The sequence below is a fragment of the Xenorhabdus sp. KK7.4 genome (assembly GCF_963876465.1).
Taxonomy (GTDB): domain Bacteria; phylum Pseudomonadota; class Gammaproteobacteria; order Enterobacterales; family Enterobacteriaceae; genus Xenorhabdus; species Xenorhabdus stockiae.
Genome location: NZ_CAWNQF010000035.1, coordinates 61,451 through 75,567 on the forward strand (window position 1 = coordinate 61,451; position 14,117 = coordinate 75,567).

At 43.1% G+C, this 14,117-nt stretch carries 16 protein-coding genes; 3 read left to right on the forward strand and 13 right to left on the reverse strand.

The window, feature by feature from the left end:
• Positions 1 to 252: 252 nt before the first annotated feature.
• On the forward strand, positions 253 to 1,731 hold the full coding sequence (mltF, locus tag AACS90_RS04580) for a membrane-bound lytic murein transglycosylase MltF (RefSeq protein WP_099121881.1): 1,479 nt from the start codon (positions 253 to 255) through the stop codon (positions 1,729 to 1,731).
• Between the two features lie 6 nt (positions 1,732 to 1,737).
• Here the strand turns inward: mltF and tadA are convergent, their stop codons facing one another.
• Positions 1,738 to 2,244 (reverse strand): tRNA adenosine(34) deaminase TadA, encoded by a 507-nt coding sequence (gene tadA / locus AACS90_RS04585; protein WP_099121882.1) that lies wholly within the window; start codon positions 2,242 to 2,244, stop codon positions 1,738 to 1,740.
• Between the two features lie 59 nt (positions 2,245 to 2,303).
• Complete coding sequence (locus AACS90_RS04590) at positions 2,304 to 2,948, reverse strand: HD domain-containing protein (protein WP_099121883.1); 645 nt, start codon at positions 2,946 to 2,948, stop codon at positions 2,304 to 2,306.
• 202 nt (positions 2,949 to 3,150) lie between these two features.
• Here AACS90_RS04590 and fos point away from each other — a divergent pair, with 202 nt between their 5' ends.
• Positions 3,151 to 3,549, forward strand: coding sequence for a fosfomycin resistance glutathione transferase (gene fos, locus AACS90_RS04595; protein ID WP_099121884.1), 399 nt, complete (start codon positions 3,151 to 3,153; stop codon positions 3,547 to 3,549).
• Positions 3,550 to 3,560: 11 nt separating this feature from the next.
• On the opposite strand, the gene AACS90_RS04600 is transcribed toward fos, so the two are convergent.
• The gene (locus AACS90_RS04600) at positions 3,561 to 4,463 is read right to left on the reverse strand and encodes a DNA-3-methyladenine glycosylase family protein (protein WP_099121885.1); all 903 of its coding nucleotides are present in this window, start codon (positions 4,461 to 4,463) and stop codon (positions 3,561 to 3,563) included.
• Positions 4,464 to 4,875: 412 nt separating this feature from the next.
• Positions 4,876 to 5,088 (reverse strand): transcription antiterminator/RNA stability regulator CspE, encoded by a 213-nt coding sequence (gene cspE / locus AACS90_RS04605; protein ID WP_099110625.1) that lies wholly within the window; start codon positions 5,086 to 5,088, stop codon positions 4,876 to 4,878.
• Between the two features lie 275 nt (positions 5,089 to 5,363).
• On the opposite strand from cspE, the gene AACS90_RS04610 reads away from it, so the two are divergent.
• Positions 5,364 to 5,624 (forward strand): YfhL family 4Fe-4S dicluster ferredoxin, encoded by a 261-nt coding sequence (locus tag AACS90_RS04610; RefSeq protein ID WP_099121886.1) that lies wholly within the window; start codon positions 5,364 to 5,366, stop codon positions 5,622 to 5,624.
• Between the two features lie 77 nt (positions 5,625 to 5,701).
• Here the strand turns inward: AACS90_RS04610 and acpS are convergent, their stop codons facing one another.
• From acpS to rseB, 9 genes are all read right to left on the reverse strand, one after another.
• Positions 5,702 to 6,082, reverse strand: a complete 381-nt coding sequence (acpS, locus tag AACS90_RS04615; RefSeq protein ID WP_099121887.1) for a holo-ACP synthase — start codon at positions 6,080 to 6,082, stop codon at positions 5,702 to 5,704.
• Positions 6,082 to 6,813 carry a pyridoxine 5'-phosphate synthase gene (pdxJ, locus tag AACS90_RS04620; protein WP_099121888.1) on the reverse strand — a complete coding sequence of 244 codons (732 nt, stop codon included), beginning with the start codon at positions 6,811 to 6,813 and terminating at the stop codon, positions 6,082 to 6,084. Before pdxJ ends, acpS begins: the two co-directional genes overlap by 1 nt.
• Before the next feature lie 70 nt (positions 6,814 to 6,883).
• Entirely contained in the window at positions 6,884 to 7,615 is a 732-nt protein-coding gene (gene recO / locus AACS90_RS04625; RefSeq protein ID WP_099121889.1) for a DNA repair protein RecO, read from the reverse strand.
• A gap of 8 nt (positions 7,616 to 7,623) precedes the next feature.
• Positions 7,624 to 8,529, reverse strand: coding sequence for a GTPase Era (gene era, locus AACS90_RS04630; RefSeq protein ID WP_099121890.1), 906 nt, complete (start codon positions 8,527 to 8,529; stop codon positions 7,624 to 7,626).
• Entirely contained in the window at positions 8,526 to 9,206 is a 681-nt protein-coding gene (gene rnc / locus AACS90_RS04635; RefSeq protein WP_099110634.1) for a ribonuclease III, read from the reverse strand. The genes era and rnc overlap by 4 nt, the downstream gene beginning before the upstream one ends.
• Positions 9,207 to 9,541: 335 nt before the next feature.
• Positions 9,542 to 10,516 (reverse strand): signal peptidase I, encoded by a 975-nt coding sequence (gene lepB / locus AACS90_RS04640; protein ID WP_099121891.1) that lies wholly within the window; start codon positions 10,514 to 10,516, stop codon positions 9,542 to 9,544.
• Between the two features lie 24 nt (positions 10,517 to 10,540).
• Positions 10,541 to 12,334, reverse strand: a complete 1,794-nt coding sequence (gene lepA / locus AACS90_RS04645) for a translation elongation factor 4 (RefSeq protein WP_099121892.1) — start codon at positions 12,332 to 12,334, stop codon at positions 10,541 to 10,543.
• 358 nt (positions 12,335 to 12,692) lie between these two features.
• Positions 12,693 to 13,157, reverse strand: coding sequence for a SoxR-reducing system protein RseC (gene rseC / locus AACS90_RS04650; protein WP_099121893.1), 465 nt, complete (start codon positions 13,155 to 13,157; stop codon positions 12,693 to 12,695).
• A complete protein-coding gene (rseB, locus tag AACS90_RS04655) occupies positions 13,157 to 14,116 on the reverse strand; it encodes a sigma-E factor regulatory protein RseB (protein WP_099121894.1) in 960 nt (319 codons plus the stop codon). The genes rseC and rseB overlap by 1 nt, the downstream gene beginning before the upstream one ends.
• Between the last annotated feature and the right edge of the window lies 1 nt (position 14,117).

Here is a 14,117-nt window from a genome sequence, read left to right on the forward strand (position 1 = left end):
CTCATCTTAGAAGCAAAGCCTGACTGATGCCTTAGGGGAAACGCCGACATTATAGAGGAATGTTTTCCTCGACGAAACCGTTTGCGTGAGCGTTAATTAATCTATCAACACATACAATGGACTTTTAAAACGGCTCCAATAAAGTTGCAAGCTTCAATTTTGTTGCGCAAAATTCTTAAGTACTGGAAATTTAACCATGCTATTATCTGACATTTCATACTGAGCCTAACCGTACTGACGAGAGATAACTGTTTGAGCAATATCAAGATAAATTATTTTGTCATCGTCATTATCGCACTCCTGTCTGCCACAATTATTGGTCTCAACATCAGTTGGCCTAATAAACAGCAGGAGCAGATAAACAGGATCTTGGCGCGGGGCGAACTTAGGGTTAGTACCATCAGTTCCCCTCTGATTTCACTTAATGATAAAAATGAACCTGTAGGATTTGATTATGATTTAGCCAAACGGTTTGCAGATTATCTGGGTGTCAAGCTGAGCATTAAGTTTCGTTCTAACATTAACCAGCTTTTTGACGACTTAGATAATGACAAAGCTGATTTTTTAGCCGCAGGTCTTATCTACAATAAAGAAAGACTTAACCAGACGCGAACTGGCCCGGCCTATTACTCTGTGTCTCAGCAGTTGGTTTATCGTAAAGGTACGGTACGTCCACGCTCATTTGCAGACCTGACTGGCTCACTGGTTGTGAGCGCAGGTTCAGCCCATGTCAGTGAGCTGAAGCAATTGAAAGAAAAATCTTATCCGGATTTAAACTGGGAAGAATCATCACATAGTAATTCTCAGGAACTACTTGAGCAGGTTTCTGAGGGCAAAATTGATTATACCATCAGTGATTCTATCAGCCTTGCCCTGCAACAGCGGATCCACCCTAATCTGGCGATCGCTTTCGATGTCAGTGAAGACAAACCACTGACCTGGTATTTAAAACGTAATGATGACTATAGCCTCTATTCAGCAATGCTGGATTTTTTCAACATGCTGACCGAAAACGGTATAACCTCACGGCTGGAAGATAAATACTTCAGCCATATTGGTTCATTCGATTACTTCGATACTATTTCATTTATTCGTGCAATCAACAAACTACTGCCGACATATCAGCCTATTTTTGAAAAATACGCCGGTTCTCTGGACTGGCGGTTAGTTGCAGCTATCGCATGGCAGGAATCACACTGGGATCCACTGGCAACCTCACCCACTGGAGTTCGCGGCATGATGATGCTGACCCGTCCGACAGCAGAATGGGCAGGAATCAAAGACCGTCTTGATCCGGAAGAAAGTGTAAAAGGAGGAATGGCATATTTACATTACCTGATGGAACGTTTGCCAGATACCATTCCTGAAGATGAGAGAATTTGGTTCGCATTAGCGGCTTATAATATAGGGTATGGGCATATTCTTGATGCACGCAAATTAACATCTATGCAAAAAGGAGATCCTAATCTCTGGATGGATGTTAAATCGCGAATTCCCCTGTTAGCTCAAAAAAAATACTATGCCAATACTACATATGGCTATGCACGAGGCTATGAAGCCTACCGCTACGTCGGAAATATTCGTCGTTATTACCAAAGTCTGGAAGGATATCTGAGAGCCAGAAACAACCGTAACAAGACAGAAACTCCTGACATGCAGGCTGAGCCGGTAACTGCCAGTAGTTCTCATCCTCCAGTAGAAGTCCCCGCGTCTGCTCAGGTTATACAGTAAACGTTATCACCCTTCCATCTGTTGCTTTTTCAACCGTTTTAATTCCTTATGCTGCTCCCTACGTTGTTTGAAAAATGCACTCAACATAGCGGAGCATTCCTGCTCCAGTACACCACCAGTAATTTCAATCCGATGGTTCATTCCGGGATGACGCAGAATATCGATCAAAGACCCGGCTGCTCCCGTTTTCATATCACTTGCACCGTAAACCAGCCGCTGTATACGACCGTGGATCATCGCTCCCGCGCACATGACACATGGCTCCAGAGTGACATACAGTGTTGTCTCCAGCAGGCGATAGTTTTGTAATTGAGTACCTCCACGCCGTAATGCAATAATTTCTGCATGGGCCGTTGGATCATGATCTGTTATGGGGTGGTTATAGCCTTCAGCAATAATTTTATTATCCGCTACCAGCAGTGCTCCTACAGGGATTTCCCCTTTTGCCTGTGCCTGCATTGCCAAATCCATGGCCTGACGCATCCAGTATTCATCACTATATATTTCTGTCACTACATGTTCTCTTGCTGGTTATATCCTATTAATTATACATTTATATAATTAACACGGATTTATTCAGCCTGAATTTCGTCAAAAAACTCATTCAGAAACTGTTCCATGCGCTTCGTTCTTTCCCGAGCCATTTGTTTGCCAGTTTCCGTTTGAAAACCCGCTTCTATTTTGAACAGCTTGGTATAAAAATGGTCAACCGCATAAGCGCGATCATCATATTCACGCTGTTTTGCCAAGGGATCATAAGCATTATATAAACCTGAACGCATACGCCCTGCTGTATAAAAACAACGGGCAACACCCATCATGCCTATTGAATCAAGCCGATCAGCATCCTGTACAATTTGAGCTTCCAGTGTCTCCGGAGTCAATCCCGCAGAGAAACTATGTGTCTCAATCGCATGGCTGACCGCAGCAATATCTTCTTCGCTCCAGCCAAGATCTTTTAATATCAGAGTGGCTTTTTCCGCTGCCATACGGGAGGCTAAATGCCGGTTTGGATCATTTTTCTCAACGCTAACGCAATCATGTAATAAAACGGCTACAAAAACTAATCTCAAATTACCGCATTCGGCTTCACAGATTTTCTGTGCATTTTTCCAAACCCGGTATAAATGAGCCACATCATGCGCACCGTCATCCCCTTCTATTGCAACTGGTAAAATTTGCTGAGCTAAATCATCAAACGGTGAAAAAGATAACATTGCCAAAACCTCTTAATGGGTAAAAGGGTATCTTAACAAAAGCACTCGGAACATTTTATTAGATTTCAAAAGGAAGACACCAAGGAAAACTTGCCAGATATAATATCCTTTCCTAACATAACGATGTAATTGCATGATCGCATAACATTATTTAATTATTTGTTTTAAATCGATTATTTCAAGATAAAAATAGGCAAATTCTATGCTGACAGGGCTAAACCATCTGACACTGGCAGTCTCTCATCTCGAGCATAGTCTCGATTTTTACATTAATCTGCTTGGATTCACCCCACATGTCCGCTGGCAAAATGGGGCTTATTTAACTCTGGGAGATCTGTGGCTCTGTCTTTCCTGTGACGAAGCAAAACCAGCACAGGATTATACGCATATCGCCTTTAATATCGAAGCTCAGCATTTTTCTGCTTTCAGAGAAAAATTGCTCAATGCTGGAACAAAACTATGGAAAGAGAACCGAAGTGAGGGAGATTCAATCTACCTGTTGGATCCAGACGGCCATCAGCTTGAAGTCCATGCAGGATCGCTGACAAACCGCCTTGATGCGCTACGCATAAAGCCTTATGAAGGATTAAAGTGGTATTGAAACTTTCGTTATTAATATCCACTACTGGATTGTTGTCTCCATAAATGAGCCGCGACAAGAGCCTTCCAGGGAGAAAAACCTGCTAGCCATTTCTCTGTTTGCTCAGCATCTACCTTGTTTTCCTGTTTCAGCAAGTACTGGAGATTACGCCTCACAGCGACATCGCCATGCAAAGAGCCATTCAAATAATTTAATCCCCTTAGCAGAGTATAATTGACCGTCCAGATACCGATTCCCTTAATCGCTAACAGATTTTTGGTCAGCCGGCTAATTTCAGCTTCATCATTTTCAATAGACAAATCCAATTCACCAGAATCGATTAGCTGGCAGACACTCAATAGCGCCTTCGCTTTACCCATAGAAAAACCACACTGATACAAATCCTGCTCTGTACACTGCATGACTTCTTTATGAGTCGGATGGCACATTAACCCTGAAGTATGTTTAACTCCAACAGATTGAATAAATCGTCGCCGAATGGAAACTGCTGCACTGACACTTATCTGCTGGCCTATAATCGCCCAGCTCAACGCTTCAAAAGGCGATGCTGATTGATAAATACGCAAACCCGCCTGCCGCGTAATGAGTTCTCCAATCACTGGATTTTCCTGATATTGTTCTTCAAATATTTCAACAGGCTGCAATAATCCAAGCATATGTGTGGCTAAAACAGACAAAGCATCTTTGGAATAAGAAGCGCTGTCAGCATCAATATCAAGCTGTACCTGAGCCCGTTTTTTTTCCAGTGAAATAGTCAGTAATGCCGGGTTTCCATGCCAGATAATGCCTTTTTTAACCTGATCCAGCTGCACAATTTCAGACACACACTTTTCATCCCGCTGATGAAACGCCAAAAAATCTAGCGCGAGATAATTATCTGGTAAGATAATCTCCGAAAAAAAGCTTTGTTTCATTACAAAAACTCCATCATAAATTTTCATAATAGATCGGAATGGCGCTACTGTTGACCAAACGCTATATCTATTGTGATATGTGTGAACTTATCAAGTCCGAAAATAATCAAGGATAAATAAGTTTTAGTAAAGATTATGAATGGATTCTTAGAGATAACGAGAATTATGAAGTGCCCATTATTTATATTTTACTGGGCATGAAAACTGATTATTGATAGCACCAATCCCTGATAATGTAAGGAATTTGCTAAATAAATGAGCGGATACAAAAAACCGTGAAGCGCATCAACGCTACACGGTTTAAAGTGAAAAACAGTTATTCATTAAACCCTGTATTTGAGGGATTTAATTATCTGGATGTATACCTATTTGAGTAGGTAGCATAACTGTCTTACAAAAAATAGATGGTGCCTTAGAGGATCACTACATTGGCAGCAGCTGGGCCTTTCATACCATTTTCAATGGTAAAGGAAACTTCTTGGCCTTCATCTAAGCTTTTGAAGCTATTACTTTGGATAGCAGAATAGTGAACAAACACATCTTTGCTGCCATCTTTTGGAGAGATAAAACCGAAGCCTTTATCGTTGTTAAACCATTTTACTGTGCCAGTCATTGTATTAGACATACGAATTCCTTTGAATTGTTTTATTAATTGCCATGAGGCAAGATGATATTTTTGATTTGATTTATACGTACTTATGGGAACTAAATTAGAAGGAATTCGCTATGAAGGGATATCAAAGATAACGCTCACTGCTGAACTGCTTGAAACTTGCTTATCATAAATAGGTTTGTACTTCCAAACCAGTGGCGATATTATATCCATATCTTCACGGTGATAGCAAACTTTATTTTCTGTCTCACTTTAGTTTACAATAATAATTTGCGTAATATATTGAAATGGCACTACTAATTACCAAACGCTGCATCAATTGTGATATGTGTGAACCTGAATGCCCTAATCAGGCCATTACGATGGGTGCTGAAATCTATGAAATTGCTCCGGAGCGCTGTACTGAGTGCATAGGGCATTATGAAAAGCCCACCTGCCAGTCTGTATGTCCGATAACAAACACGATTATTATCGACCCCGAGTATAAAGAGACAGAAGAGCAGCTATGGGATAAATTTGTGCTCTTACATCATGCTGACAAAATCTGAGCTCAGATTGTTCATGGCATTCAAAATGACTTTTCTGCTGATACCTCGTCCACATAGAACGAGGTCATAATATTGTCCTAACTCTCCAATATCACCGTTGCACAGGCATATCGCCGTTCATCTGCCAGTGTGACATGCATTGATTTCACATACAGTTGGCTCGCTAATATTCTTGCTTCGCCATGAAGTTTTAATGTTGGTTTCCCTAATGCATCATTAATCACTTCAAACTGATTAAATGCCAACCCATTACGGATACCTGTTCCGAGCGCCTTAGCGGCGGCTTCTTTGACAGCAAAGCGCTTTGCCAGAAAACGAATTGGCTGGTTATGTTGCTGATATTGTTGCCACTCATTATCACTCAGGATACGTTTTGCCAGGCGTTCGCCAGAACGCCCGACAATCTCCTCTATACGGAGAATTTCAACAATATCTGTACCCAGTCCGATAATGGCCATTAACGGCGGGCTTCACGCAACAATGTTTTCATATCAGAAACCGCAGCAGACAAGCCACTGAATAATGCCCGCCCGATAATGGCATGGCCGATATTCAATTCATAAATTTCCGGCAATGCTGCAATACTCTGTACATTATGATAAGTCAATCCGTGGCCTGCGTTGACTTTTATGCCTTTAGCGGCGGCATAAGTTACAGCTTCTTTAATACGCTGAAACTCTTTTTTCTGTTGCGCATCATTTTCTGCATCAGCATACGCACCAGTATGGATTTCAATATAAGGTGCTCCCACTTCAGCCGCAGCATCAATCTGCTGATGATCTGCATCAATAAACAAGGAAACAAGAATACCTGCATCTGATAAACGTTTTACTGCTGCACCAACATGAGCTTTCTGCCCGAAGACATCCAACCCCCCTTCTGTTGTGACTTCTTCACGTTTTTCAGGGACTAAACAACAAAAAGCAGGTTTGATTTGGCAGGCTATTTCTACCATCTCATCAGTCACAGCCATTTCCAGATTCATACGTGTCTGGATGGTTTTTGCTAATAACTGAACATCTCTGTCTGTAATGTGGCGACGATCTTCACGCAAGTGAACTGTTATCCCATCAGCACCAGCCTGTTCAGCAACAAATGCAGCCTGTACAGGATCAGGATATTGCGTTCCACGGGCATTACGTACTGTTGCAATATGGTCGATGTTGATGCCTAACAATACCTCAGCCATTTTTAGCTCCTGCAATTATATATTAGATAAAACAACGTACTCACTCTCCATTATTGAGAGCGATCCCATCTTAATTTTTTTGGTTCGTGTTACCTGTATTTCTGCGCACAAATTGATGAAATAATTCACGGCTCTTTAACGGTTTTCCCCCGAGATAAGGCTGTAAGGCAATGCGAGTAAACCGCTTGGCCGCCTTCAGTGTAGCCGGATCAGAAAATTCACGCGCAGCCAGTGCCTTTAGTTCATTGCCAGTAAAGCTGTAGTGGTCAACAACCAGACTGGCAATAAATCCTTTTTCTTCTCGATAGCGATATGTCATTGTGTCTGTGACAGGCTCACCACTGCCGGCACAATGGAGGTAATCCACGCCATACCCCATGTTATTTAGCACCGATAATTCAAAACGGCGCAGGGCGTATTCAGGCGTGTATTCACTTGCAGCCAACACTTGCAAACATTGGAGATAATCAAAGAAAAGGGCAGGATAGGCGGTTCCCTGTTCAAGAACTCTGGATAAGAGTTCATTAACATACAACCCGCTGTATAACACGCTACCAGTTAAGGGAAGAGCTAACGAGACGGGTTCAGCATCCCGTAATGTTTTGATTTCACCCCGCCCACTCCAGCGAACCAGTAGCGGGGTAAAAGGCTGAAGACAGCCTTTCAGATTGGAACGGCGGCTACGTGCTCCCTTTGCTAAAACACGCACTCGCCCTTCATGTTCAGTAAAAAAATCCAGTAATAAACTGGTTTCACTGTAAGGGCGCCCATGAAGCACAAAGGCTCTCTGCCAGCCGTCCACGATTAACCTTATAAATCGTCAATATAGCCAAGGCTACGCAGAGCACGCTCATCATCCGCCCAGCCAGCTTTCACTTTGACCCAAAGTTCTAAATGAACTTTAACATCAAACAGCTTTTCCATATCCTGACGGGCTTCTGTTCCGATTGTTTTGATTTTGCTGCCTTTGTTACCAATGACCATTTTTTTCTGGCCATCACGTTCTACCAGAATCAGGCCGTGGATCGTATAACCTCCACGCTCATTAGTGACAAATTGTTCAATTTCAACTGTAACGGAATAAGGTAATTCTTCACCCAGAAAACGCATCAGTTTTTCACGGATAATTTCAGATGCCATGAAACGCTGTGAACGATCAGTAATGTAATCTTCGGGGAAATGATGTTCCGCTTCCGGCATGCGCTCACGCACAATTTTAGCGATGGTATCAACATTTGTGCCTTTTTCTGCGCTGATCGGCACAACATCAATGAAATTCATCTGCTGGCTGAGAAAACCGATATGCGGCAGTAAAATGGTTTTATCCGTAACGTTGTCCACTTTATTGATAACCAGCATAACCGGGCAACGCAGGTCACGCAGTTTATTCACAACCATTTCGTCATCCGGTGTCCAGTGAGTACCTTCCACGACAAAAATGACCAGTTCCACATCACCGATTGAACTGCTTGCAGCACGGTTCATCAGACGGTTAATTGCTCGCTTTTCTTCAATATGAAGACCCGGGGTATCAACATAAATAGTCTGATAAGCCCCTTCCGTATGGATCCCCATAATACGATGGCGTGTCGTCTGAGGTTTACGGGAAGTAATGGAGACTTTTTGACCCAGTAACTGATTCAATAAAGTCGATTTACCGACGTTGGGTCGTCCGACTATTGCAACGAATCCGCAATAGTTTTTTTCTTTGCTCATTCAAGCTCCAGTTGTTTTAATGCTTGTTCCGCAGCCGCCTGTTCTGCCTTGCGACGGCTGGAACCTATTCCTCTGACAGGCTGCTCAAATCCACTGACCTGACAGTGAATTGTAAATTCCTGATCGTGTGCTTCCCCACGAACCTGAACAACCAGATATGATGGCAACGGCAGATGGCGCCCTTGCAAATATTCCTGTAAACGCGTTTTGGGATCTTTTTGTTTATCACCCGGACTTATTTCATTCAGACGACTTTCGTACCAATTCAGTACAATTTGTTCAACAGTCTGAATATCACTATCCAAAAAAATACCGCCAATCAGGGCTTCAATGCTATCCGCTAAAATGGATTCACGGCGATGACCACCACTTTTTAACTCGCCCGGCCCTAAACGCAGACATTCACCCAGTTCAAATTCTCTGGCAAGTTCCGCCAGTGTATTACCTCGCACCAATGTGGCACGCATCCGGCTCATATCGCCTTCGTCAACCCGGGGAAAACGGTGATAAAGCGCGTTAGCAATGACAAAACTCAGGATTGAGTCGCCAAGAAATTCCAAACGTTCATTATGCTTACTGCTGGCACTACGGTGAGTTAACGCCTGAAGCAATAAATCATTCTGCTTAAAGGTATATCCCAGCTTACGCTGTAACCTGTTCATTATTATGGAGTTCATGTGCTACCAATTCAGTTAGAATCCGTCAAATAAAAGCACACGCAACAGACCTGTGAGGCTATACACTTCGTCTTTCAAGTTGCCTCTTTGTTGGCTACGATCGTTCACCCCAGTCACATAGTTATCTATGCTCATGGGGATTTACTCCCTTGCCGCCGCGACGCATCTTGAAATCCATTGTGTATACTTGATTTCTATCTTAATGATATGCCTTACAAAACTGTTGCGTTTGCACTGGCTTCCTAAAAAGTTAATTATTTCAGGAAGCCAGTCATCTCGTTTGAGAGAATATTCTACACTGAGAGATAAATTAATGCTTCGCTAATATATAAATATTAGTGAATTCCACCTATTCGGCTGAAACGTACCCATGGCCAGTCAGGCCACTCACCTTCTTGTTTATTGAAGCTGACCCAGATAGCGGTTGCACGTCCGACCAGATTCTTCTCCGGAACAAATCCCCAGAAACGGCTATCAGAGCTATTATCACGATTATCGCCCATCATGAAATACTCTCCTTTAGGTACAACCCAAGTGCCTACTGGCTGGCCTTCCTGAACAAATTCCGGCTCACGTTGTGGAGGCAGCGTTAAAATATGGTGCGAAACATCACCCAACGTTTCAACCCGCTCCCCTTGACGCAAGGTGCGAGGGCCTAATGTTTGCCCAACAGGAATTTGATGCACTTCATTAGCAATCGTACCGTCTTTCTTTATCTTTTCTGAGATAGTCCAGTCACTGAGATACACATCCCCATAAGTAATAGGGAGAATGTCTTTACAGTGCTGAGCGTAACCACAACCGGGATAAATCTGAAGCTCTTTATCCCAATAGTTGTAAACAATCTTATCCCCGGGCAAGCCAATCACCCGTTTTACAAAATCTATACTTGGGTTGACGGGATATTTGAAAACAGCGATATCACCGCGTTTAGGCTCACCGGTTTTAATCAGGGTGGTTTGTGTGATCGGATCTTTCAAACCATAGGCAAATTTTTCTACTAAAATGAAATCCCCGATCAACAGGGTAGGCATCATTGAACCGGAAGGGATCTGGAAAGGTTCATACACAAATGAACGCAGGATCCAGACAATGGCTAACACCGGAAAAACAGATGCAAATGTCTCAGCCCATGTAGGCTTGTTTATTTCTTTAATTGCAGCTTCCTGAGATTCGTTGCCCGCTGCCTGTTTCTGAGCCTGAGCCAGTTTTCTCTTACGCTCAGGGGCGAGTTTAAAGCGATCTATACACCAGATAATTCCGGTGATTAACGTTGCAAACGTTAAGATCAAGGCAAAAGTGTTAGCCATTTAGACTCCTTACGACCTTGTTAATTAATCTTTTCCGACATGCAGAATTGCTAAGAAGGCTTCCTGAGGCAGTTCAACGTTACCAACCTGCTTCATGCGTTTTTTACCTTCTTTCTGTTTCTGCAACAGCTTTTTCTTACGGCTGACATCACCGCCATAACATTTCGCCAGTACGTTTTTACGTAACTGTTTAACAGTAGAACGAGCGATAATGTGGGTACCAATGGCTGCCTGAATGGCAATATCAAATTGCTGGCGAGGGATTAATTCCTTCATTTTTTCCACCAGCTCTCGACCACGGTATTGCGAGTTATCACGGTGAGTGATCAACGCCAGAGCATCGACACGCTCACCGTTAATCAACACATCCACACGTACCATGTCAGAATGTTGGAAACGAACAAAATTATAGTCCAGCGACGCATAACCACGTGAGGTAGATTTCAGACGGTCAAAGAAATCCAGCACCACTTCAGCCATTGGGATTTCATATGTCAGCGCAACCTGATTACCGTGATAAACCATATTGGTCTGAACACCACGCTTTTCTATACAGAGTGTAATCACATTACCGAGATATTCCTGTGGCAACAGCATGTGACATTCTGCAATAGGCTCACGCAGTTCTTTAATATTGTTTAATGGCGGTAATTTGGATGGGCTATCTACATAGATGACTTCATCACTGGTTGTCTCAACTTCATAAACAACCGTTGGAGCAGTGGTGATCAAATCCAGGTTATATTCACGTTCCAGACGCTCCTGAATGATCTCCATGTGCAGCAATCCGAGGAAACCACAACGGAATCCAAAGCCCAAAGCAGTAGAGCTTTCTGGTTCATAGAACAAAGAGGCATCGTTCAGGCTCAGTTTGCCCAAAGCATCACGGAATGCTTCATAGTCGTCAGAGCTGATAGGGAACAATCCCGCATAAACCTGAGGTTTAACCTTTTTGAAACCCGGTAAAGCTTTTTCTGCCGGATGACGCGCTGTGGTTAACGTATCGCCGACAGGCGCACCAAGGATATCTTTGATCGCACAGACCAACCAGCCCACTTCGCCGCAATTTAATACGTCACGGTCAATGCGCTTTGGTGTGAAAATACCTAAACGATCAGCGTTATATACCTGACCTGTGCTCATCACCTTGATTTTGTCGCCTTTACGCAGCGTACCATTCTTAACACGTACAAGTGAGACAACACCCAGATAATTATCGAACCATGAGTCGATAATCAATGCCTGTAATGGTGCTTCAGGATCACCTTCCGGTGCTGGAATTTCCTTAACCAGACGCTCAATGACATCCTGTACACCCACACCGGTTTTTGCAGAACAACGAACAGCATCTGTTGCATCAATACCGACGATATCTTCAATTTCTTCTGCTACGCGCTCTGGTTCTGCGGCTGGCAGGTCAATTTTGTTCAGAACCGGAACAACTTCCAGATCCATGTCAAGCGCGGTATAGCAGTTAGCCAGCGTCTGAGCTTCAACGCCCTGCCCTGCATCAACAACCAGCAGAGCACCTTCACAGGCCGCCAAAGAGCGGGAAACTTCATAGGAGAAGTCAACATGCCCCGGCGTGTCGATAAAGTTTAATTGATAAACGTTTCCGTCATGTGCCTTATAATCAAGGGTCACACTCTGCGCCTTAATAGTGATACCACGCTCACGTTCAAGATCCATTGAATCCAGTACTTGCGCTGCCATTTCGCGGTCTGACAACCCACCACAGATTTGAATAATCCGGTCAGATAGCGTGGACTTACCATGGTCAATGTGGGCGATAATGGAGAAATTTCTTATTTGCTTCATTATTAAATCTTTTTTGCCTTAATATTTCTGAATCATTCGCCTATGGACACACTGATGGACATAAAGCGACGTTTATTAGATACGGGTTTGGCCACTGGCCTGAAAAGCCGTATTCTACATGTCAACACAGTGAAAACCTAGTCATGCCTACGGTTTTCAACCTATACCCTTCATCTTTCAAGCCGCCTCTTTGTTGGCTACGCTCATTCACCCCGGTCACATAGTTATCTATGCTCCCGGGGACTCATTCTCTTGCTGCCGCGATGCAACTTGAAATCTGTTGGGTATAACCCATACAGTATGACCAGAAAGTGAAAATATTCGTAATAAATCGTGAAAGCGATTATGGTAAAACAGATTATTCCTGATGTAGAACCTTAATCGTATCGGGAGGTAAACCAATTTGTAACACAACGGGTTGGTATGCCTGCTGATTATCCCAATATGCAGCAATTTTACGGGCAAAAGCAAAACCGGCCAGACCACCAGCAATACCACCTATACATACCCATAACTGCTCAGCAGTCCAGTATTGACTCAGCAACCCGCCTAAAAACAGACCTAATAATGGGGTTAGATAAACTAGCATAGCGGAACGTAATAAACTACTTTCCGGAATACCAACTTCGACTTTTTGCCCCGGTTGAAGTGGCTGAGCAATCTCCAACTCCAGTTGGTGGATATTTTCCGGTCCCAGTTTTTCCAGCAAATACGACCCACAGGCTGTTTTTGCCTGACAGCTGCCACACCCCGAAGATGAGCCATAACGCAATACTGCCCGGCCCTGCTGCCAACGGACAACCGTTGCCCATTCTTTAACCATCAGTTATCCCCCGTAAATATGACACTTCCGGCAATCTGTTTAATTGTGGCGAAGGGTAATTCGCCAATAACAGAAATGCTGTGCCTGCCATTCGACACAGTATAAACTGTTCGTCGCCCCTGTCGATACAGTGGCTCATCGGCGGCTTTTGCGCCAGTATTTACCACATTTACAGAAAAACTGAATACCCCATCACTATACATAATGGATTCCAATAATTCTGTCTTTGATAACCGACTCCTATTACGGGAAACTTCCCGAAAGCCTTCAGGCAACTTACTAACCTTCCAGTTAAATGCCACTTTTTCAGCTTTTGGAATAACTAACATCGGTGGTAATTTCAAATCCACAATGGCGCTCAATTCCTGCTTTATATCGTCATTCACTCTTGAGGATATGACACGGAACTGTTCAACAACCGCCATTTTTTCCTGATCAAATAACTCAATCAGCAAAGGCAGATAACTTTTTTTATCTATCAATAAATTATAATTATAACGATCGTTATCTTTGGATGTTATACGCACAAAATAGACAGGACGATCGCCAACGTGAGTCGAGCCTGCATCAATGAAATTATAGAATTTCTGTACCTGAGAAAAATCAGCAAAGATGATCGGAGGCAGGTAATCCACAATATGATCACCACGCAGGCTGAATGAATCCAAGCCTGATTCGTAATAGCTTATCTGATCACCACGCTGAATAATCTCACGGCGCGTGTTATCCATTTGAATGAGTTGTGCGATGGGCTGATTATCAATGATAACGTGACGATAACGCAGAGGAATAATAAATTGTGGGCTCAGGTTAATAAAAGCAAGTTCATAAGACATAGTCTGTACGGAGTGCCCCATACCCTGTAACAAAGCCTCGGTGCTATTTTTTTGCTGAACCGAGGCTTTTGATAAATTCAGGAAGCTCCCGAATAATAAAATGAAAAAAACAGTATATTTCATT